This window comes from Bradyrhizobium sp. USDA 4541, from assembly GCF_024171085.1.
GTDB lineage: Bacteria > Pseudomonadota > Alphaproteobacteria > Rhizobiales > Xanthobacteraceae > Bradyrhizobium > Bradyrhizobium australafricanum.
Genome location: NZ_JALJZF010000001.1, coordinates 4,898,410 through 4,918,398, shown reverse-complemented (window position 1 = coordinate 4,918,398; position 19,989 = coordinate 4,898,410). Strand labels below are relative to the sequence as shown.

Sequence of the window (19,989 nt, the reverse complement as noted above, 5' to 3'; positions counted from 1 at the left end):
TGCGGCCTCGATCCCTTTCACAATCCAATGCGGTGGTTATGGGTCTTGGCTTTCGCCAGGACGACGTGTGGAAAGAGATGCTTACTCGAATCCCGATCTTGCTCCGCGGACAGAGCAATTGCGTAAGCTACCGCTCCTGCCGCAGCCCCGCCTCCAGCCGGGCGAGCTCGGCGTCGAGGTCGCGCTCGACATCGGCCACCCGCATGTCGACCACCCGATAGTCGCGCGCTTCGAGCCAGGCTCTGCGCTTGGCGCGGTCGGCCCCGATGGCCTCGCTCTCGTTCGGGTTGACCAGCTCGATCGCAAGCCGGTGCACGAAGGAGACAAAGTCGGGGATGTGGCGGCCGACCGGGGTCTGGCGCTTGAACTGGCCGGCGAAGCGGCGGTCCCGCGTCAGCGCCTGCCACAGGATCCGTTCGGCGTCGGTCGGGTTGCGGCGAAGCAGCCGGGCGAGGCCGCGCACCGTGCTGCTACTGTCAGCGGTCGCGCCGCCCTGCCCCTGCTCGGCGAGCAGCGCCCGCAAGCGCGTCGCCTGGGCGCCGTCGAGCACCCCGCCCTTGGCCGGGCCCTTGCGGCCCTCGGCGATCGCCATCACCACGCCGTGCAGCGTGTGCATGTCCTGCTTGGTCGGATCCATCCGGGTGAAGATGTTGCGCAGGTTCACCAGCATGGTGTCGCGCTTCTCCGCCGGCCGCAGGAACTCGACCTTATCGAGCTCGGCGACGAGGTTGTCGAAGAACGCCTGCATCTGGTGCTGGGAGGCCGGCTCGGACCGCTCGGGCATCGCGAACGGCAGCGCACCCGCGGTCGAGAGCTTGAACCACTCGTAGCCCATCAACAGCACCGCCTGCGCCAGATTGAGCGAGGCGAAGCCCGGATTGACCGGGAAGGTGATGATGCGGTTGGCGAGCGCGACCTCCTCATTGGTCAGGCCGGCGCGCTCGCGCCCGAACAGGATGCCGGCGCCGCCGCCGGATGCGACATGGCCGACGATCTCACCCGCCGCGCCCTCCGGCCCGACCACCGGCTTGGCCTGGTCGTGGGCCCGGGCGGTGGTCGCAAACACCAGCGTGAGATCGGCGATCGCCTGCTCGACGGTGTCGAACAGCTCGACGGAACCGATGATGTGGTCGGCGCCTGCGGCCGCGCGCTGGGCGGCAATGTTCGGCCAGCCGTCGCGCGGGTTGACGATGCGCATCCTCGACAGCGCGAAGTTGCCCATCGCGCGCGCGGCCATGCCGATGTTCTCGCCAAGCTGCGGCTCGACCAGGATGACGACGGGACCGGCAAGGTCGTGCCCTGCCTTGGTCTTGTCGGTGCCGGACATCTCACTTCACTTTCTGATTCAACATCTGAAGATTTTGAATCAGCTTCCGAAGCGGCTGATTCAAAGTCTCATACTGGTCCCCGCAACCAGCTTTGCACCGGTTTTGTGCGGGACCAATTTCTCCAAGCAGATAACAGGGTTAGCGGCGATTGCGAATCCTGAATCGGAATCCCGATCGCACAGAACGAGGCCCGCCGCTTGTGCGCGCTTGGCCTTCGGATAGGCTATCAACCACAACCAAAGCGAAGCTGTAAAGGCACGCTTGAGACGCCGGTTGAACGGCGAGGCACTTTGGACCGAAGCACTTTAGGTCGAAGCACTTGGGTCAAAGCACATTGGGGGGACGACGATGCGGGGCAGATGGACGCTGGCGATTGTGGGCCTGATCTTGATCGTGGCGGGGGGCCTGCTCGCCCACCTCACGCAGACCGCAGGCGGCATCCGGATCGAGGATGTCAGGTTCAAGGGCGCCAAGGGCAACACCATGAGTGCCCTGCTCTATGTCCCGCCGAACGCGACCGCGCAAATTCCGGCGCCCGGCATCCTCGCCGTTCACGGCTACATCAATTCTCGCGAGACCCAGGACGGCTTCGCCATCGAGTTCGCCCGCCGTGGCTATGTCGTGCTGGCGCTCGACCAGACCGGCCATGGCTACAGCGACCCGCCCTCCTTCGCCAACGGTTTTGGCGGACCTGACGGCCTTGCCTATCTCCGCAGCCTCCAATTCGTCGACAAGGAGAATATCGGGCTCGAGGGCCATTCGATGGGCGGCTGGACCGTGCTGGCGGCCGCCGCAGCTCAGCCCAACGACTACAAGTCGATGGTGCTGGAGGGCTCGTCCACCGGCAAGCCGTTCGCGGCCGAGGGCACCACGTCGTGGCCGCGCAACACCGCGCTGGTGTTCGCCCAGTATGAGGAATTCCCCGACCTGATGTGGGGCGTCCAGCTGGCCCGCGACGTCACCACGAGCCCAAAGCTCTGGGCGCTGTTCGGCACCCAAGGCGCGGTCGAGCCGGGCAAGGTCTATGGCGATCCAGCCAACGGCACCGCGCGGGCGCTGTACACCCCGGCGATGACCCATCCGGCGGAGCACATCTCGCATGAAACGATCGGCTACAGCCTGGACTGGTTCGCCAAGACGTTGAAGGGCGGCACCCCGCGCCCGGTCGACGATCAGATCTGGTTCCGCAAGGAGATCGGCACGCTCATCGCCCTCATCGGTTTCATTGCCCTTGTCATCGGGACGTTCGACGGGCTGCTGGAAGCCAAGACGTTCTCCCGCCTCCGGCTGCCGGCGGTTGCCGACGGCACCATGCCGCCGCATGAGGCTGCCAAGGGCCGGCGCTGGACCACGGCGTTCATCCTGTCCGCCTTCATCCCGGCGCTGACCTATTATCCGGCCTTCGCGCTGGGCGGCACCTTCGTGGCCCCCAGCGCATTCCTGCCGCAGGGCATCACCAACCAGATCCTGGTCTGGGCCATCATCAACGGCCTGATCACGCTGGCGCTGATGCCCTTCGCCCCAAGGCGCACCACCCGGGCCGGCCTCGTCGGTCAATCCATCGTGATCGCGCTGGCTTCGGTCGCGGTCGGCTACGCCGCGCTGTGGCTTGCCGACCTCGCCTTCAAGATCGACTTCCGCTTCTGGATCGTCGCACTCAAGTTGATGAGCGCGAAGCAATTCCTCATCTTCCTGATCTATCTGATTCCGTTCACGGCGTTTTTCGTCGTGGCGCTGCACGTGCTGCACCGGAATTTCTCGACCATGGATGCGCCGCGCGGGGCGCTGTACCTGACCAACATCCTGGTGCTGACGTTCGGTTTCATCGTGTTGTTGGTGCTGCAATACGGCACGCTGTGGCTGACGGGGAAGCTGTTCAACCCGGTCCCGGACCCCGGTTTCGTGCCGCTCTCGACCATCGTCGCGATCCAGTTCGTGCCCCTGCTCGCGATCGTCGCCGTGATCGCGACCTTCACCTGGCGGCGGACCGGATCGAGCCTGCCGGGGGCCCTGATCGCGGGCCTGTTCGTGACCTGGTACATCGTGGCCGGGACCGCGACGCAGGCGGCGTTTTAGAGGGTTTTCAAGCGAAGCGGGCACCGGTTCGCGTGAAGAAAACCCGTCAAGAACAAGGGCCGAGAGGCGCTATTCTGGTCCGTCCAGAGTGGCGGTTCTCGGTGAAAAGATGGGCTGAAAGTGCATAACCCCTCCGCTTCCGCCCGCCCCCGGGCGGTGCTATAGCGCAGGCGTATTTTCCACCCCCGCCGTCAAAAGCGCGCCGTTCCCAAGAGGGCCTCCCCGTCATGGCAAAAATCAAGGTATCCAACCCCGTCGTCGAACTCGATGGCGACGAGATGACCCGGATCATCTGGCAGTACATCAAGGACAAGCTGATCAACCCGTTCCTGGATGTCGAACTGCTCTATTTCGATCTGGGCATGGAATACCGCGATGAGACCAACGACCAGGTGACCATCGACGCCGCCGAAGCCATCAAGAAGGTCGGCGTCGGCGTCAAATGCGCCACCATCACCCCCGACGAGGCCCGGGTGAAGGAGTTCGGCCTGAAGCAGATGTGGAAGTCGCCGAACGGCACCATCCGCAACATCCTCGGCGGCTGCATCTTCCGCGAGCCGATCATCTGCAAGAACGTGCCGCGCCTGGTTCCCGGCTGGACCAAGCCGATCATCATCGGCCGCCATGCCTATGGCGACCAGTACCGCGCCACCGACATCAAGTTCCCCGGCAAGGGCACGCTGTCGCTGAAGTTCGTCGGCGAGGACGGCACCGTGATCGAGAAGGAAGTGTTCAAGGCGCCCGGCGCCGGCGTCGCGATGGAGATGTACAATCTCGACGACTCCATCACCGATTTCGCCCGCGCCTCGTTCAATTACGGCCTGATGCGCAACTACCCGGTCTATCTGTCGACCAAGAACACGATTCTGAAGGTCTATGACGGCCGCTTCAAGGACATCTTCCAGGACGTCTTCGACCGCGAGTTCAAGAAGGAATTCGACGCCAAGGGCCTGACCTACGAGCACCGCCTGATCGACGACATGGTGGCCTCGGCGCTAAAATGGTCCGGCGGCTATGTCTGGGCCTGCAAGAACTATGACGGCGACGTGCAGTCCGACACCGTGGCCCAGGGCTACGGCTCGCTCGGCCTGATGACCTCGGTGCTGCTCACCCCGGACGGCAAGACCGTGGAAGCCGAGGCCGCGCACGGTACCGTGACCCGCCACTACCGCGAGCACCAGAAGGGCAAGGAGACCTCGACCAACTCGATCGCGTCGATCTTCGCCTGGACCCGTGGCCTCGCCCATCGCGCCAAGCTCGACAACAACGAGGCGCTGGCAAAGTTCGCCACCACCCTGGAGAAGGTCTGCGTCGCGACCGTCGAAGAGGGCTACATGACCAAGGACCTCGCGCTCCTGGTCGGCGCCGACCAGCGCTGGCTCTCGACCACCGGATTCCTCGACAAGGTATCCGACAACCTCGTGAAGGCGATCGCGGCCTGAGGCCGTCATCCTGGGAAGACAGGTGCGAGCATGACCGTGGCCCTTGTCAGAGCCGTCGTGCTCGCATCGTTCTCGCTCACCACGTCGGCGGCATTCGCTGCCGATCCCCTGCCCGACGCCGTCGCGGCGCCTGGCGAGTCCAAGATCCTCACCGTCCATGCCGAGGGCGTGCAGGTCTATGAGTGCAAGCCGGTCACCGACGGCAAGCTCGCCTGGTCGTTCCGCGAACCGATCGCCACCCTGATCGCCGACGGCCGCACGGTCGGCCGGCATTATGCGGGTCCGAACTGGGAGCATGTCGACGGCAGCGTCGTGACCGCCCGCACCGCCGGCAGCACACCCGGCGCCACCGCCGCCGATATTCCCTGGCTGAAGCTCGAGGTGATCGCCCATCGCGGCAACGGCCTCTTCTCCGGCGTCGCAACCGTGCAGCGGATCAACACCTCGGGCGGCGAGCTCAGCGGCGCTTGCGACAAATCAGGCGCGCTGAAGGGAGCGGCCTACTCGGCGGATTACGTGTTCCTGCGACGGGACTAAGCGTTTTCGAGCGAAGTGGATACCGGTTCGCGTGCAGAAAACGCGCCAAACGAAGAATCGAGGCCTCGTTCCGATTCAATCGGAATGAGGTTCTAGTCGCGGATGCCGCCGTCGATTTCGCGCGGCGCCTGGGCGATCTCTGCGGCGGCAAGGTCGCCGCCGGCCGCGATCGGGTCGGCAAGCCGCGCCTCGGCGGTCTCCCGGACATGCGCGGCGAGCGCCGGCATGCGCTCGATCAGGGCATGGAAGTCCTGCGCATCGAGCACCAGGAGCTTGGTCTTGCGCGCCGCCGTCACCGTGCCGGAGCGGCTGGTCCGCCGCAGCAGCGCGATCTCGCCGAAGAACGCGCCGTCGGAAAGCCGCACAAGCTGGCTCGGCAGGTCGATCTCGACCTCGCCCGCGGTGATGAAATACATCGATGACGCCGCATCGCCGCGCCGCACCAAGACCTCGCCGGCCTCGATGGTCTGCGACCGCAGCAAGCGCATGATGTCGGAAATATCGGCAGCGCCAAGATGTGAGAACAGCGGCACCCGCGCCAGCATGCCCCAGGTCACGACGAAGTCGCGGCGCCGGACCTCGTCGGCGAACGCGGTCGAGATGATCGCGACCGGCAGCGCGATCATCGCGAAGCCGACCACGATCGCGACCACCGTGACGGTCCGGCCGAGCGGCGTAATCGGGACGACGTCGCCGTAACCGACGGTGCCGAGCGTCACGATCGCCCACCACATCGCCTGCGGCATGGTGCCGAACTTGTCCGGCTGCACCCTGTGCTCGATGGCATAGAGCAGCGAGGCAAACAGCAGCACGGCGCCGGTCAGGATCACCACGCAGCCGAACAGCGTGCGCCGCTCGGCATGTAGCGCCGCCAGCAGCGAGCGCATCGCGGTCGAATAGCGCACCAGCTTGAGGAACGGCAGCATGCCGAACAGCACCAGCGCGGTCTTGTCGCCGGTCGCAAGCGCGACGGCCGACGGCAGGAAGGCCAGCAGGTCGATCACGCCGAGCGCCGAGAAGGCGTATTCCAGCCGCGCCCGCGCCGGCGTCATGTCGCGCAGCGAGTGGCCGACCACGCTCCAGAGCCGCGCGGCATATTCCAGCGCGAAGGCGATGACCGCCGCGATCTCGATGGTCGTCAGCAGCCAGCCGAACTGCGCGTCGATCTCGGGCACGGAGGCCAGGATCGCCGCCAGCACATCGACGGCGATGATGGCGACGATGACCCGGGCAAAGCGCAAGCCGCCCGAATGCGGCAGATCATCGCGTTCGAGCAGCTCGTAGAGACGGTCGCGCAGCCCGGGATCGCCGATCGTGGGCTTAAGCGGAGCCGTCGCCACGATCAGCCTCTCCGTCAGGCGCCAGCCGATGCCTGTTGGGTCATGGCCTGTTCGATCGCCGACAGCGCGGCGTCGGCCTTGGCGCCGTCGGGCCCGCCGGCCTGCGCCATGTCGGGCCGGCCGCCGCCGCCCTTGCCGCCGAGCACCTCGGAGCCCTTGCGCACGAGCTCGACCGCGTTGAACCGCGCGGTCAGATCGGCAGTGACGCCGACCACGATGCCGGCCTTGCCGTCCTCGGTGACGCCAACGATCGCGACCACGCCCGAGCCGATCTGCTTCTTGCCGTCGTCGACGAGACTCTTGAGATCCTTGGTCTCGACGCCCTCGACCGCGCGCGCCAGCAGCTTGACATTGCCGACCTCGCGAACGGCTGAGGCGGCGCCGTTCGACGCACCGCCGCCGCCCATCGCGAGCTTCTTGCGGGCGTCGGACAAATCGCGCTCGAGCTTCTTGCGCTCTTCCATCAGAGCTGTGATGCGCGCCGGCACGTCGTCGATCGTGGTGCGCAGCTCCAGCGCCGCGGTCTTGGCCAGCGCGATGGTGTCGTTGGCGTGCTTGCGCGCATGATGCCCGGTCAGCGCCTCGATACGGCGCACGCCGGACGCGACCGCGCCCTCGCTGGTCACGGAAATCATGCCGATGTCACCGGTGCGGCGGACATGGGTGCCGCCGCAGAGCTCGACCGACCAGCCAAGCGCGTTCTGGCCGTGATCGCGGGCGCCCTTGCCCATCGACACGACGCGAACCTCGTCGCCGTATTTCTCGCCGAACAGCGCGCGGGCGCCGGCCTCGCGGGCATCGTCGACGCCCATGACCCGGGTCGTGACCTCGTCATTCTCCAGCACGACATCGTTGGCGATGTCCTCGATCCGGGCGAGCTCTTCCGGCGTGATCTGCTTCGGATGCACGAAGTCGAAGCGCAGCCGGTCCGGCGTCACCAGCGAGCCGCGCTGCGCGATGTGATCGCCGAGCACCTGGCGGAGCGCCTCGTGCAACAGATGCGTCGCCGAATGGTTGGCGCGGATCGACGAGCGCCTGGTGTGGTCGACCTCGAGCTGTAATGCGGTGCCGACACCGAGCGTGCCCTGCTCCACCGTGCCGAGATGCACAAAGAGATCGCCGGCCTTCTTCTGCGTGTCGGTGACGCGGAACTTAACGCCCTCCCCGGTCAGCACGCCGGTGTCGCCGACCTGGCCGCCGGACTCGCCGTAGAACGGCGTCTGGTTCAAGACGATCGCGCCGCTCTCGCCGGCCTTGAGGCTCGCGACTTCGGCGCCGTCCTTGATCAGCGCCGTCACCGCGCCTTCCGCGCTCTCGGTCTCGTAGCCCAGAAACTCGGTCGCGCCGAGCTTCTCGCGCAGCGGGAACCAGATCGCTTCGCTCGCCGCCTCGCCGGAGCCCGCCCAGGACGCACGCGCCTTGATGCGCTGGCGCTCCATCGCGTCGGTGAACGCCGCCTGGTCGACGCTGATACCGCGCGACTTCAACGCGTCCTGGGTCAGGTCCAGCGGGAAACCAAAGGTGTCGTACAGGGTGAAGGCGGTGTCGCCGTCGAACATGTCGCCCTTCTTGAGGCCGGCGCTCTTCTCGTCGAGCAGCGACAATCCGCGCACCAGGGTCTTGCGGAACCGCGTCTCTTCCAGCCGCAGCGTCTCCTCGATCAGCTTCTCAGCGCGCACTAAGTCCGGATAAGCCTGGCCCATCTCGCGGACCAGCGCCCAGACCAGCCGATGCATCAGCGGCTCGCTCGCGCCGAGCAGCTGCGCATGGCGCATCGCGCGGCGCATGATCCGGCGCAGCACATAGCCGCGGCCCTCGTTCGACGGCAGCACGCCATCGGCGATCAGGAAAGCCGACGAACGCAGATGGTCCGCGATCACCCGGTACGACGCCACGTTCCGCGCGTTCGGCCCATGGCCGAGCGCCGACGATGCCGCATCGATCAGGTTGCGGAACAGGTCGCTCTCGAACACGCTTTCGACGCCCTGCAAGATCGACGCCATGCGCTCCAGGCCCATGCCGGTATCGATCGAGGGACGCGGCAGCGCCACGCGCTCCTCCTTCGTCACCTGCTCGTACTGCATGAACACCAGGTTCCAGAACTCCAGGAAGCGGTCGCCGTCCTCCTCAGGCGTGCCCGGCGGACCGCCCCAGATGTGCTCGCCGCGATCGATGAAGATTTCGGAGCACGGCCCGCACGGGCCGGTATCGCCCATCGCCCAGAAATTGTCCGAGGTCGCGATCCGTATGATGCGGTCATCCGAGAAGCCGGCGATCTTCTTCCAGTGGCCCGCCGCCTCGTCGTCGTCGTGGTAGACGGTGACGAGCAGCTTGTCCTTCTTCAGCCCGAACTCCTTCGTGATCAGGTTCCAGGCCAGCTCGATCGCGCGCTCCTTGAAGTAATCGCCGAACGAGAAGTTGCCGAGCATCTCGAAGAAGGTGAGATGGCGCGCGGTGTAGCCGACATTGTCGAGGTCGTTGTGCTTGCCGCCGGCGCGCACGCATTTCTGCGCCGTGGTGGCACGCTGATAGGGACGCTTCTCGATCCCGGTGAAGACGTTCTTGAACTGCACCATGCCGGCATTGTTGAACATCAAGGTCGGGTCGTTGCGCGGCACCAGCGGCGACGAGGCCACGATCTCGTGCCCGTTCGCCTTGAAGTAGTTCAGAAATGTCGACCTGATGTCGTTGACGCTGCTCATGTTCATCCAATCGGAAAAAGTGGCCGGCCAGCCGCAAAAAGGCGTCATTTTCCGGCCGAACGCTTTTAGACATTGCCAGCTGCGGTGTCCAGAAACTGTGCAGGCGGATCATGGGCTTGCCGCGGCAGCACAAAGCCCATTGGATAGTTGCTGCAGCTGCGTTGACAGTCTTGGTGGCGCCGTGTTTTCTACCTACCTATACCTAGTCACGTCGGGAGAGACCGGCCTTACCGCCGGCGCCGAAGGAGCAACCGCCCCGGAAACTCTCAGGCAAAAGGACCGCGTGACGTCTGACATCTGGAAAGAGACGCTGGGGTTCGCCCCGATGCGTCCGCCGACGGGATAATACTCTCAGGCACAGCGACAGATGGGGCTTTCTGCAGGTTTCTCAAGGGGAAATAGGTCCCCGGCGGGAACCGCGAGGGCCCTGTGATGCTTGCGCGCGAAACCTCCCCGCTGAAACAGACCCCGCTGCACGCGCTGCACCTTGCGCGGGGCGCCAAGATGGTGCCGTTCGCCGGCTATGACATGCCGGTGCAATACGCGGCTGGCGTGCTGAAGGAGCACCTGCACACCCGCAAGGAAGCCGGCCTGTTCGATGTGTCGCACATGGGCCAGCTCGTGCTGAAGGCCAAATCCGGCAAGGTCGCGGATGCCGCGCTCGCACTGGAAAAACTGGTGCCGCAGGACATCGTCGGCATCGCGCCGGGACGGCAGCGCTACGCGCAATTCACCAATAATGACGGTGGCCTGCTCGACGACCTGATGGTGGCGAATTTCGGCGATCACCTGTTCCTGGTGGTCAACGCCGCTTGCAAGGCCGAGGACGAGGCGCATCTGCGCGCGAATCTCTCCGACGCCTGCGAGATCATCTCGCTGGCCGACCGCGCGCTGATCGCGCTGCAGGGCCCGAAAGCGGAATCGGCGTTGGCGAAACTTTGTGCAGATGTCGGTTCGATGAAATTCATGGATGCCGGTCCGCGCCGGCTCAGTGACGTCGACTGCTTCGTCTCGCGCTCCGGCTATACCGGCGAGGACGGCTTTGAGATTTCCGTGCCCGCAGACAAGGTGGAAGCCCTGGTCACCGCGCTGCTCGACAATCCCGACGTGTTGCCGATCGGGCTCGGCGCGCGCGACAGCCTGCGGCTCGAAGCCGGGCTGTGCCTCTATGGCCATGACATCGACACCACGACGACGCCGGTCGAAGGCGCGCTGGAATGGTCGGTGCAGAAGGTTCGCCGCAGCGGCGGCGCCCGCGCCGGCGGCTTCTCCGGCGCCGACAAAATTCTCGCGCAATTCGCAGATGGCGCTGCGCGCCGACGGGTCGGCCTGAAGCCTGACGGCCGCGCACCGGTGCGCGAAGGCGCCGCGCTGTTCGCCGATGCCGGCTCGACCGAGCAGATCGGCAAGGTGACCTCGGGCGGCTTCGGCCCGAGCCTCAATGCGCCGGTTGCGATGGGCTACCTGCCCACGGCCCTTTCCGCCGTCGGCACCACCGTTTTCGCCGAAGTGCGCGGCCAGCGGCTGCCGCTGAAAGTCGCCGCTACGCCCTTCGTCCCCAATACCTACAAACGCTGAACGCCAAAGGATCGACCCCATGACGACGCTGTACACGTCCGACCACGAATGGCTCCGCATCGAGGGCGACGTCGCCACAATCGGGATCACCGACTATGCGCAGTCGCAGCTCGGCGACGTCGTGTTCGTCGAACTGCCCAAGGTCGGCCGCAGCCTGAAGCAGGCCGAGGCCGCCGCTGTCGTCGAATCCGTCAAGGCCGCCTCCGACGTTTACGCGCCGATCTCCGGCGAGGTGGTCGAGGTCAACGACGCGCTCGCCGCCGAGCCCGCGCTGGTCAATTCCGACGCCGGCGGCAAGGCCTGGTTCTTCAAGCTGAAGATTGCCGACAAGGGCGAGCTCGGCGGCCTGATGGACGAGGCCGCCTACGCCGCGCACACCGCCTAAAGGATCACTCCGAGGATCACGTCATGAACGCGCCCTTCAAGCCGATCAACGAAGCCGCCACCGATTTCGTCCGCCGCCACATCGGACCGTCGCCGCGCGACGTCAACGCGATGCTGGAGACGGTCGGCGCCGCGAGCCTGCAGGCGCTGATGAACGAGACGCTGCCGGCGTCGATCCGGCAGAAGGCGCCGCTCGATCTCGGCCGGGCGCTGAGCGAGACCGAGGCGCTCGCGCATATGGGCGAGCTCGCCGCGCAGAACCAGGTGTTCACCTCGCTGATCGGCCAGGGCTATTCCGGCACCATCCTGCCCGCCGTGATCCAGCGCAACATTCTGGAGAACCCGGCCTGGTACACCGCCTATACGCCGTACCAGCCGGAGATCAGCCAGGGCCGGCTCGAGGCGCTGTTCAACTTCCAGACCATGATTTGCGATCTCACCGGGCTCGACGTCGCCAACGCCTCGCTGCTCGACGAGGCGACGGCAGCGGCGGAAGCGATGGCGCTCGCCGAGCGGCACTCGCAGGTCAAGGCGAAGGTGTTCTTCGTCGACAAGGAGGTGCATCCGCAGACGCTGGCGGTAATGCGCACGCGCGCCGCGCCGCTGGGCTGGGCGCTGGTGGTCGGCGATCCCTTGACCGAGCTCGACAACGCCGATGTGCTCGGTGCGCTGCTGCAATATCCGGGCACATCGGGCGCGGTACGCGACCTCAAGCCTGCCATCGCGTCGCTGCGCGCCAAGGGCGCGCTTGCGATCGTCGCGGCGGACCTGCTGTCGCTGACGCTGCTCGCCTCGCCCGGCGAGCTCGGCGCCGACATCGCGATCGGCTCGGCGCAGCGGTTCGGCGTGCCGATGGGGTATGGCGGACCGCACGCCGCCTATATGGCGGTGCGCGACACGCTGAAGCGCTCGCTGCCCGGCCGCATCGTCGGCCTCTCGGTGGATTCGCGTGGGCAGCCCGCCTATCGCCTCGCGCTGCAGACCCGCGAGCAGCATATCCGCCGCGAGAAGGCGACCTCGAACATCTGCACCGCGCAGGTGCTGCTCGCCGTGATCGCCTCGATGTATGCGGTCTATCACGGTCCCGAGGGCCTGACCCATATCGCACGCAGCGTGCATCGCCGCGCCACCGTGCTCGCGGCCGGCCTGCGCAAGCTCGGCTTCGCGCCGACCAGCGAAGCGTTCTTCGATACCGTAACCGTCGAGGCTGGTAGCAAGCAGATCGAGCTCGTCACCCGCGCGCAGGCGGAGCGGATCAATCTGCGCATCGGCGCGACCACGCTCGGCATCGCGCTCGACGAGACCTCGACGCCGGAGACGGTCGAGGCGGTGTGGCGCGTGTTCGGCGGCAAGCTCAGCTATGCCGAGATCGAGGCCGGTGCGCACGAGGCGCTGCCGAAGGAGCTGCGGCGCACCAGCGCCTTCCTCAGCCATCCGGTATTCAACACGCATCGTTCCGAGACCGAGCTGCTGCGCTACATGCGCAAGCTCAGCGATCGTGACCTCGCGCTCGACCGCGCGATGATCCCGCTCGGCTCCTGCACGATGAAGCTCAACGCCACCACGGAGATGATCCCGCTGACCTGGCCGGCGTTCGGCAATCTGCATCCGTTCGCGCCCGCGGATCAGGCCAAGGGCTATCACGCGCTGTTCAAGCGGCTGGAGCAATGGCTGTGCGACATCACCGGCTATGACGCGGTCTCGCTGCAGCCGAACTCCGGCGCGCAGGGCGAATATGCCGGATTGCTGGCGATCCGAGGCTATCACCTCGCGCGCGGCGAGCCGCACCGCAAGGTGTGCCTGATCCCCTCCTCCGCGCACGGCACCAATCCGGCCTCGGCTGCGATGGTCGGCATGGAGGTCGTGGTCGTCGCGTGCGATGCGCGCGGCGACGTCGACGTCAATGATCTTCGCGCCAAGGCGGAGAAGCACTCCGCCAACCTTGCCGCGGTCATGATCACCTATCCGTCGACCCACGGCGTGTTCGAGGAGCATATCCGCGAGATCTGCGACATCGTGCATGCCCATGGCGGCCAGGTCTATCTCGACGGCGCCAACATGAACGCGCAGGTCGGACTGTCGCGGCCCGGCGATTACGGCGCCGATGTCAGCCATCTCAATTTGCACAAGACCTTCTGCATTCCGCATGGCGGCGGCGGCCCCGGCATGGGCCCGATCGGCGTGAAGGCGCATCTTGCGCCCTATCTGCCGGGCCATCCCGCAACCGACGGGGCAACTGCGCACGCCATCGGCCCGGTGTCGGCCGCGCCGTTTGGCTCGGCGTCGATCCTGACCATCTCCTACATCTACATCCTGATGATGGGCGGCGAAGGTCTGACGCGCGCCACCGAGATCGCGATCCTCAACGCCAACTACATCGCCGCACGGCTGAAGCCGCACTTTCCGGTGCTGTACCGCAACGAGCGCGGCCGCGTTGCGCATGAGTGCATCGTCGATCCGCGGCCGCTGAAGACGACCAGCGGCGTCACCGTCGACGACATCGCAAAACGCCTGATCGACTACGGCTTCCACGCGCCGACCATGAGCTTCCCGGTGGCGGGCACGCTGATGATCGAACCGACGGAATCGGAATCGAAGTTCGAGATCGACCGGTTCTGCGACGCCATGATCGCGATCCGCGACGAAATCGCGGAGATCGAGAAGGGCCGCTGGAAGGTCGAGGCCTCGCCCCTGCGCCACGCGCCGCATACCGTGCACGACATCGCCGACGATGTCTGGAACCGGGCCTACACCCGCGCCGAGGGCTGCTTCCCGGCCGGCGTGTCGCGCTCGGACAAATACTGGAGCCCGGTCGGCCGCGTCGACAACGTCTATGGCGACCGCAATCTGGTGTGCTCGTGCCCGCCGGTCGAGGATTATGCGCAGGCGGCGGAGTAAAGCGCACCATTGTTGCAGCTACGTCGTGCTGCGTCTCTGACGCGTGATTCACTCGGTGTCATTCCGGGGCTCGCGAAGCGAGAACCCGGAATCTCGATCCACGACTTCCGGATTCCGGATTCGCGACTGCGTCGCGCCCCGGAATGACGGAATGGTCCGGCCCGCGGCAGGAGGAAACATGCGCGAGGAATTCTGGTTCCATTTCCCGTTTCGCGTCCGCTATTCGGAGGTCGACGCGCAGGCCGTGGTGTTCAACGCGCACTACCTCACCTATTTCGACACCGCGATCACCGAATATTTCCGCGCGCTCGGCTACGACTATCTCGGCGAGGTGGCGCGGACCGGCATCGACTTCCACACTGTCAAATCGGTCGTCGAGTACAAGGCGCCGATCCGGTTCGACGAGGACATCGAGGTCTGCGTGCGGGTCGCCAAGATCGGCCGCTCCTCGATCAATCTTGCGCTCGCGATCTTCGCCAAAGGCTCCGATGATTTGCGCGCCACCGGCGAGATCATCTGGGTCGCGACCGATCAGAAGACCCATCAGTCGGTCGCGGTGACCGAGGATTTGCGGGCACTGATCGCAAGCCGGGAGAAGACGCTGGCATAGGCTGATTGCGCACACAGGTGCGGATCAGGCTTACGGGGCAACCAAGGCCCGGCTTTCGGCGTCCCAGCGCCACAGCCGCTCATTGGTCAGTTCGGTGCCGCCCCACCAGCGATGGATCGTGTTGTATTGGCTGAAGTCGAGCTCGCGATCCGACACTTCCTGGCCGAAATCGGTGAGCGACAGCCGACTGTGCAGGAGTCGGTTGTTTCGGGCCTTCAGATCGTCGGGCGCTTCGATCTCCGCGGGGAATCCGGTCAGGACCGGTGATGGACAATAGGCGAGCCGGTCCAGGATCAGCTCCGCTTCCTGAAAATCGAACACGCCGCGTTCCCTGTTCAGCTCGCTTGAAAGGACCTGTGGGCTTGTCTCGCCGTCGGCGACGAGATCCAGCATCCGCAGTTCGGACGCGCCGAGGCCGGTGTCTTGCCCGGGTAGCTCCTCGAGCAACGCAATCAGTGCCGCGCGGAGCTGCGGGATGGCCGACAGATCCTGCATGAGAAGGTCGAAACAGGGCTCGGGCGTCGGAGCGCGATAGGCAGTCCAGGCGCGACCGGCCAATTCCAGCCGATCATCGGTCACCGCAAGTGCAGGCAACCGCCATTTCGCCAAGCTCTCGCCTCGGTACCCGCCGATCTCGACATCGGTCTGGACCAGCTTGAGCTTCGCTACGATGTGGCGGTGCGGGCGGAGCACGTCGAGCAACCAGGCCAGCACCAACTGGTCATTCGGCTGGGGATCAGCCCATAGCTCGACGCTATCGCAACGCTCGCACAACTCGACAAGCCCAATGTCCCGACCGATCGAGCCGGTCCATCTTGAACTGGCGAAGTCGAGCCAGTGCGTGTCGAAATCGACATGCTTTGCGGAACGCGGTTCCAGCAGGGTCGTGAGGTCATCCGACGAGGGCATTTTCCCCCAAACGAAGCGCGGCCTCAACCCGACGACGATGTCCGCCCTTCCCGCCTACCTCGGGCGATAGCTCGCGAGTTCACTTGTCGCCAGGATCAGACTTGTCACGATGCTCTCCGGCTACGCGCGATGGCATCAGCACCGCAAGCTGAGGATCAACTGCTTTACAAAAGACACACAAAACCAAACGGGCGCCGAAGACGTCGGCAACCCAACGTCCTCAGCGCCCGCTTGCAGCGAAGTCATGTGATGATTTGAGCATGATCTCCGGACAAACGCTTCGCGTTTGTCGCGAGGGAAAACCGCTTCGCACTTTTCCGGATCATGCTGGAGGCTTACTCTTCGGTCGGCTCCTCGCCCTCGGCGTCGCGTTCGGGCGTGCCGGCGAGGATCTGCTCGGAGATCAGGCCGGAGTTCTGCCGGATCGCGGCTTCGATCTTGGCGGTGATGTCGGGATTCGACTTCAGGAATGCCTTGGAATTCTCGCGACCCTGGCCGAGCCGCTGGCTGTCATAGGAGAACCAGGCGCCGGACTTCTCGACGATGCCGGCCTTGACGCCGAGGTCGAGGATCTCGCCCATCTTGGAAACGCCCTCGCCATACATGATGTCGAACTCGACCTGCTTGAAGGGCGGCGCCAGCTTGTTCTTCACCACCTTGACGCGGGTGGTGTTGCCGACCACCTCGTCGCGCTCCTTGATCGCGCCGATGCGGCGGATGTCGAGGCGGACCGAGGCATAGAACTTCAGCGCGTTGCCGCCGGTGGTGGTCTCCGGCGAACCGTACATCACACCGATCTTCATGCGGATCTGGTTGATGAAGATCACCATCGTGTTCGACTTGTTGATCGAGGCGGTGAGCTTGCGCAGCGCCTGGCTCATCAGGCGGGCCTGCAGACCCGGCAGCGCATCGCCCATCTCGCCCTCGAGCTCGGCCTTCGGCACCAGAGCCGCGACCGAATCGATCACCAGCACGTCGACCGCGCCGGAGCGCACCAGCGTGTCGGCGATCTCGAGTGCCTGCTCGCCGGTGTCCGGCTGCGAGATCAAGAGCTCGTCGATGTTGACGCCGAGCTTGCGCGCATAGACCGGGTCGAGCGCGTGTTCAGCGTCGATGAAGGCGCAGATGCCGCCCTTCTTCTGGCCTTCCGCCACCGTGTGCAGCGCCAGCGTGGTCTTGCCCGACGATTCCGGCCCGTAGATTTCGACGATGCGCCCCTTCGGCAGGCCGCCGACGCCGAGCGCGATATCGAGCCCGAGCGACCCCGACGACACCGTCTCGACATCCATCGAACGGTCGTTCTTGCCGAGCTTCATCACCGAGCCCTTGCCGAACTGGCGCTCGATCTGGGAGAGCGCGGCTGAGAGGGCCTTGGACTTGTCCATGGAGGATCCTTCGACGATACGCAGTGCGGTGGCGGACATTTGGGATGTGCTCCTTATGGCGGGGATTCGCTAGCGGGAAAACGGGCGAAGAGATCGGGCGGAATGCGTTGTTGATTGGAACCTCGTACCACGTTTGTTCTATGTTCGCAATATGTTCTTTCGAGCAGATCGGTACTGGCCTGTTTCCATCCTTAGTGGCCTGCTTTGAAATTTCGAGTGGCCTAGTTTGGATTTAATCCTGTGGCAACCAAGGGTTGGCCGATGTTCTCGGTAGGACTACTGAGTCGCCCATCGGATGTTCTGGCTTTAGCAATCGTTATGGTCCGCCAAGTGTTCTCCCTCCACAAGGGAGAAGCGTTACCGGGGTTCTCCGTTGGTGAATGGAGCGTGCCAGCCCAATGGCACAAACTGCACTACACAACTTATTGCCGGCGGGTGTAAGTTCCAGCTCCAACGCAGGAGTTGTGTCATGGGCAGTGACATACTTATAAGCGCGTGCATTGTCCTGTTCGGACTAAGTCCACTCATCATCGTCGGTATTGCAATGTTCGCGCCGTGACGGCGCTGATACTGAGCCCGCGTGAAAAGAAACTCCTGAGGCGCATGGCTCTCGGGCGGCGTGATACTCAGATCGCCACGCAGATCGGCGGAACAGAAGCGCAAATATCGGTCCAGCGCCTTCGCTTACTCAGGAAGCTCCACATCCACTCTCAAGCTCAGATCGTGGACGCGGCGGAAAGATTGGCTAGTTGGCCTACAGTAGTCTTTCGCAAACCTGGCTCGGTGCATCGGGCCGCCCGGTAGATGGCCCCAGCAACGGCCCCTACAGCCCCCAAAGTTGCTGGGGCCGCTCAATAGTGCGTATTTCGCAAAAACGGGACAGCGGTTTTCGGCCAGTACCAACAGATCGGTACTGGCCGTATTTAAGTCCCCGTATCCTAGTTTGAATGTTCGGATTAAGCGAACGGAAACCGTAGCTTGGCCGGTGTTCTCAGTAGGACTACCGAGGCGACCCATCGGATGTTCTATCCCCGTCCCGCCTTTGACCGAGATCAGGGAATTTAATCTTGAGAGAACGAACCGGGGGCAACGGAACGTGATACGATATCATCATCACCGGCCAAGGCTTTGCCCGTAGGCGTCGGTGGCTGAGAGACCAACAGCGCTCCCGCCTGCATAGGAAGGGAGCGCGGCCATGCCGAACCATTCCACAATAGCGCACCGCGAGATGCAGCTTCGCCATCTGGAGCAAGCCGAGCGGCATATTGCCCAAGGCGAACGACACATTGCCGAGCAAGAGGGACTGATCGAGCACCTTGCCAATCACGGGCACGATCTAGCGGAAGCGAAGAAGCTTCTGGATAACTTCTACTCATGCCAGGTTTTGCACGTTCAGCACCGCGACCGAATCCGCAGAGAGCTGGGAGAGTAAAGGGCCACCTCAGTTGACGGCCTATTCTCATCTAGCGCACGATTAATTTCCTAGCGTGGCACAAACTGCACTTTGTTTTGGTGGTCATCCCGAGTTAGATTCCAACCTCACGCAGAGGTTGTGTCATGACCAGTGACCTACTTTTTAGAGCGAGCATTGTGGTGCTGGGGCTGTGCCCCATTGCTATCGCTGCGATTGCAATATTCATGTGAGAAAGCGGCCGCCTCACTTGGCGGCCTCTTTCATTACGGGCCCTTCCCGTCGAATCGCTGCGACATATGACGTGAATCCGGTCGCGTGAATGAGGTGCTGAAAGGCTCTCGACATCGCGGCAGTCGAGAAGCGGCGCTATCTCGCAGGTCAGCTTGAACTATGAAGCCCGGCGCGAGCCGGGATTTTTCTTGGCCCAAAGAACGGCCCCAGCGAGGGGGTACACGCCGAGGCCAAGGCGGTTGGATCATCCATGAGATGACAGGCTCATCACATAAACAGGGCGCCTATGCCTACGATGAGCGCTACGAACGATATCGCCGCGAACGCCATGAAGCCGTACTCGACGCCGTCGTGGTGACTGAGCCTGAACATACAGAGAGCTTGCGCCACGGTCTTCGTGTCCGCATTAAAGTAGGCATGTCAGCGATAGCGCCCTAATTGCGGTTCCAGGCTTAACTTAAGCGAAGATTTTTGAAACGATTCCCTCGATGCCGCTTTTATTGCTCATGCAACAGGCGACCGAGGTTCATCTAGTCCGAGTGACGACCGATGACGGCGAGGTCCAAATCTGGCTCGCCGCGACCTCGCGCGAAGAAGCCGTTGACCGAGTGCTGGATGCAATCCCGGAGGGATGGGCTGTTAGCCTCATTCGGCGACAGCTGGCCGCCGATCACATCCCAGTTCTCAACATGGCGGCCGGAGAAGTGCGCCGGCATCAGGTGTCCTGAAGAAACGGCCCCAGCGCGTTGGAACGAACGCTGAGACCGCCTCACCGCGCCGCTACTGGGCAGGGGCTCCGAGTGTTGCGGCCCCAGCCAAACTGGATTCTACATAAACAAACGGCCCCAGCACCCCGACAGGGAGGCTGAGGCCGAGGAGCGCCCGTGGGGTAGGGAAAGATTCTGGACGCCCCCACCTCAAGCTAGAACCTCCATGGCGCCGAGGGGGCAGTTTTCCATGGCGCGCGACAGCTTTGATTTTTCGAGTGGCCGGCTTGGCTTTAACCCCGGCGTAACCAAGGGCTAGCCGATGTTCTCGGTAGGACTATTGAGAAGGCCCTCAGATGTTCTGGCCCCATAATTTCCTGCGGGTCGCGATCTGTTCTCGCGGAATGTTTACTGGAACAATTGACCCGGCAGTGCCCTTATTTGGGGG

General features: G+C 64.3%; 15 protein-coding genes and 1 riboswitch. Of the genes, 9 read left to right on the top strand and 6 right to left on the bottom strand.

All coding sequences use genetic code 11. The annotated features are described in order from the left end of the window. Positions 1 to 127: 127 nt before the first annotated feature. The gene (locus J2R80_RS23100; protein ID WP_253623724.1) at positions 128 to 1,327 is read right to left on the bottom strand and encodes a TrmJ/YjtD family RNA methyltransferase; all 1,200 of its coding nucleotides are present in this window, start codon (positions 1,325 to 1,327) and stop codon (positions 128 to 130) included. A 349-nt stretch (positions 1,328 to 1,676) separates the two neighbouring features. On the opposite strand from J2R80_RS23100, the gene J2R80_RS23095 reads away from it, so the two are divergent. From J2R80_RS23095 to J2R80_RS23085, 3 genes are all read left to right on the top strand, one after another. Further along, positions 1,677 to 3,404, top strand: a complete 1,728-nt coding sequence (locus tag J2R80_RS23095; RefSeq protein WP_246786817.1) for a S9 family peptidase — start codon at positions 1,677 to 1,679, stop codon at positions 3,402 to 3,404. A gap of 227 nt (positions 3,405 to 3,631) precedes the next feature. Beyond that, positions 3,632 to 4,846, top strand: a complete 1,215-nt coding sequence (locus J2R80_RS23090) for an NADP-dependent isocitrate dehydrogenase (RefSeq protein WP_016848511.1) — start codon at positions 3,632 to 3,634, stop codon at positions 4,844 to 4,846. Between the two features lie 30 nt (positions 4,847 to 4,876). Beyond that, positions 4,877 to 5,383: a DUF3455 domain-containing protein gene (locus J2R80_RS23085; protein WP_141340029.1), complete on the top strand. Its 507-nt coding sequence runs from the start codon at positions 4,877 to 4,879 to the stop codon at positions 5,381 to 5,383. A 92-nt stretch (positions 5,384 to 5,475) separates the two neighbouring features. On the opposite strand, the gene J2R80_RS23080 is transcribed toward J2R80_RS23085, so the two are convergent. Then, on the bottom strand, positions 5,476 to 6,726 hold the full coding sequence (locus J2R80_RS23080) for a cyclic nucleotide-gated ion channel (protein WP_141340034.1): 1,251 nt from the start codon (positions 6,724 to 6,726) through the stop codon (positions 5,476 to 5,478). Between the two features lie 11 nt (positions 6,727 to 6,737). Further along, positions 6,738 to 9,425, bottom strand: coding sequence for an alanine--tRNA ligase (alaS, locus tag J2R80_RS23075; RefSeq protein WP_253623723.1), 2,688 nt, complete (start codon positions 9,423 to 9,425; stop codon positions 6,738 to 6,740). Positions 9,426 to 9,627: 202 nt separating this feature from the next. Then, positions 9,628 to 9,716: riboswitch (glycine riboswitch) on the top strand. Between the two features lie 141 nt (positions 9,717 to 9,857). On the opposite strand from alaS, the gene gcvT reads away from it, so the two are divergent. The 4 genes from gcvT (at position 9,858) to J2R80_RS23055 (ending at position 14,895) form a co-directional block, all read left to right on the top strand. Beyond that, positions 9,858 to 11,003 (top strand): glycine cleavage system aminomethyltransferase GcvT, encoded by a 1,146-nt coding sequence (gene gcvT / locus J2R80_RS23070; RefSeq protein ID WP_076828408.1) that lies wholly within the window; start codon positions 9,858 to 9,860, stop codon positions 11,001 to 11,003. Between the two features lie 19 nt (positions 11,004 to 11,022). Further along, the gene (gene gcvH, locus J2R80_RS23065; RefSeq protein ID WP_076828407.1) at positions 11,023 to 11,388 is read left to right on the top strand and encodes a glycine cleavage system protein GcvH; all 366 of its coding nucleotides are present in this window, start codon (positions 11,023 to 11,025) and stop codon (positions 11,386 to 11,388) included. A 23-nt stretch (positions 11,389 to 11,411) separates the two neighbouring features. Next, on the top strand, positions 11,412 to 14,285 hold the full coding sequence (gene gcvP, locus J2R80_RS23060) for an aminomethyl-transferring glycine dehydrogenase (protein ID WP_076828405.1): 2,874 nt from the start codon (positions 11,412 to 11,414) through the stop codon (positions 14,283 to 14,285). Between the two features lie 178 nt (positions 14,286 to 14,463). Next, positions 14,464 to 14,895, top strand: coding sequence for a thioesterase family protein (locus J2R80_RS23055; protein ID WP_076828403.1), 432 nt, complete (start codon positions 14,464 to 14,466; stop codon positions 14,893 to 14,895). Positions 14,896 to 14,925: 30 nt separating this feature from the next. Here J2R80_RS23055 and J2R80_RS23050 read toward each other — a convergent pair whose 3' ends face one another. Next, positions 14,926 to 15,804, bottom strand: a complete 879-nt coding sequence (locus J2R80_RS23050; RefSeq protein ID WP_244558845.1) for a hypothetical protein — start codon at positions 15,802 to 15,804, stop codon at positions 14,926 to 14,928. 335 nt (positions 15,805 to 16,139) lie between these two features. Continuing rightward, positions 16,140 to 17,228 carry a recombinase RecA gene (gene recA / locus J2R80_RS23045; RefSeq protein ID WP_028337774.1) on the bottom strand — a complete coding sequence of 363 codons (1,089 nt, stop codon included), beginning with the start codon at positions 17,226 to 17,228 and terminating at the stop codon, positions 16,140 to 16,142. A gap of 456 nt (positions 17,229 to 17,684) precedes the next feature. On the opposite strand from recA, the gene J2R80_RS43765 reads away from it, so the two are divergent. Together J2R80_RS43765 and J2R80_RS23040 are read left to right on the top strand one after the other, a co-directional pair. Continuing rightward, positions 17,685 to 17,993 (top strand): LuxR C-terminal-related transcriptional regulator, encoded by a 309-nt coding sequence (locus tag J2R80_RS43765; RefSeq protein ID WP_375162606.1) that lies wholly within the window; start codon positions 17,685 to 17,687, stop codon positions 17,991 to 17,993. Between the two features lie 391 nt (positions 17,994 to 18,384). Continuing rightward, positions 18,385 to 18,621 carry a hypothetical protein gene (locus J2R80_RS23040; protein WP_063790118.1) on the top strand — a complete coding sequence of 79 codons (237 nt, stop codon included), beginning with the start codon at positions 18,385 to 18,387 and terminating at the stop codon, positions 18,619 to 18,621. Positions 18,622 to 19,364: 743 nt separating this feature from the next. On the opposite strand, the gene J2R80_RS23035 is transcribed toward J2R80_RS23040, so the two are convergent. Further along, positions 19,365 to 19,550, bottom strand: a complete 186-nt coding sequence (locus tag J2R80_RS23035) for a hypothetical protein (protein ID WP_253639467.1) — start codon at positions 19,548 to 19,550, stop codon at positions 19,365 to 19,367. Positions 19,551 to 19,989: the final 439 nt, after the last annotated feature.

Excerpts from the sequence above, each read along its gene's own strand:
- J2R80_RS23090 (WP_016848511.1), top strand. The coding sequence starts at position 3,632 with ATGGCAAAAATCAAGGTATCCAACCCCGTCGTCGAACTCGATGGCGAC.
- J2R80_RS23085 (WP_141340029.1), top strand. The coding sequence starts at position 4,877 with ATGACCGTGGCCCTTGTCAGAGCCGTCGTGCTCGCATCGTTCTCGCTC.
- J2R80_RS23035 (WP_253639467.1), bottom strand. The coding sequence starts at position 19,550 with ATGCCGGCGCACTTCTCCGGCCGCCATGTTGAGAACTGGGATGTGATC.
- recA (WP_028337774.1), bottom strand. The coding sequence starts at position 17,228 with ATGTCCGCCACCGCACTGCGTATCGTCGAAGGATCCTCCATGGACAAG.
- alaS (WP_253623723.1), bottom strand. The coding sequence starts at position 9,425 with ATGAGCAGCGTCAACGACATCAGGTCGACATTTCTGAACTACTTCAAG.
- J2R80_RS23040 (WP_063790118.1), top strand. The coding sequence starts at position 18,385 with ATGCCGAACCATTCCACAATAGCGCACCGCGAGATGCAGCTTCGCCAT.
- gcvH (WP_076828407.1), top strand. The coding sequence starts at position 11,023 with ATGACGACGCTGTACACGTCCGACCACGAATGGCTCCGCATCGAGGGC.
- gcvP (WP_076828405.1), top strand. The coding sequence starts at position 11,412 with ATGAACGCGCCCTTCAAGCCGATCAACGAAGCCGCCACCGATTTCGTC.
- gcvT (WP_076828408.1), top strand. The coding sequence starts at position 9,858 with ATGCTTGCGCGCGAAACCTCCCCGCTGAAACAGACCCCGCTGCACGCG.
- J2R80_RS23095 (WP_246786817.1), top strand. The coding sequence starts at position 1,677 with ATGCGGGGCAGATGGACGCTGGCGATTGTGGGCCTGATCTTGATCGTG.
- J2R80_RS23050 (WP_244558845.1), bottom strand. The coding sequence starts at position 15,804 with ATGCCCTCGTCGGATGACCTCACGACCCTGCTGGAACCGCGTTCCGCA.
- J2R80_RS23055 (WP_076828403.1), top strand. The coding sequence starts at position 14,464 with ATGCGCGAGGAATTCTGGTTCCATTTCCCGTTTCGCGTCCGCTATTCG.
- J2R80_RS23100 (WP_253623724.1), bottom strand. The coding sequence starts at position 1,327 with ATGTCCGGCACCGACAAGACCAAGGCAGGGCACGACCTTGCCGGTCCC.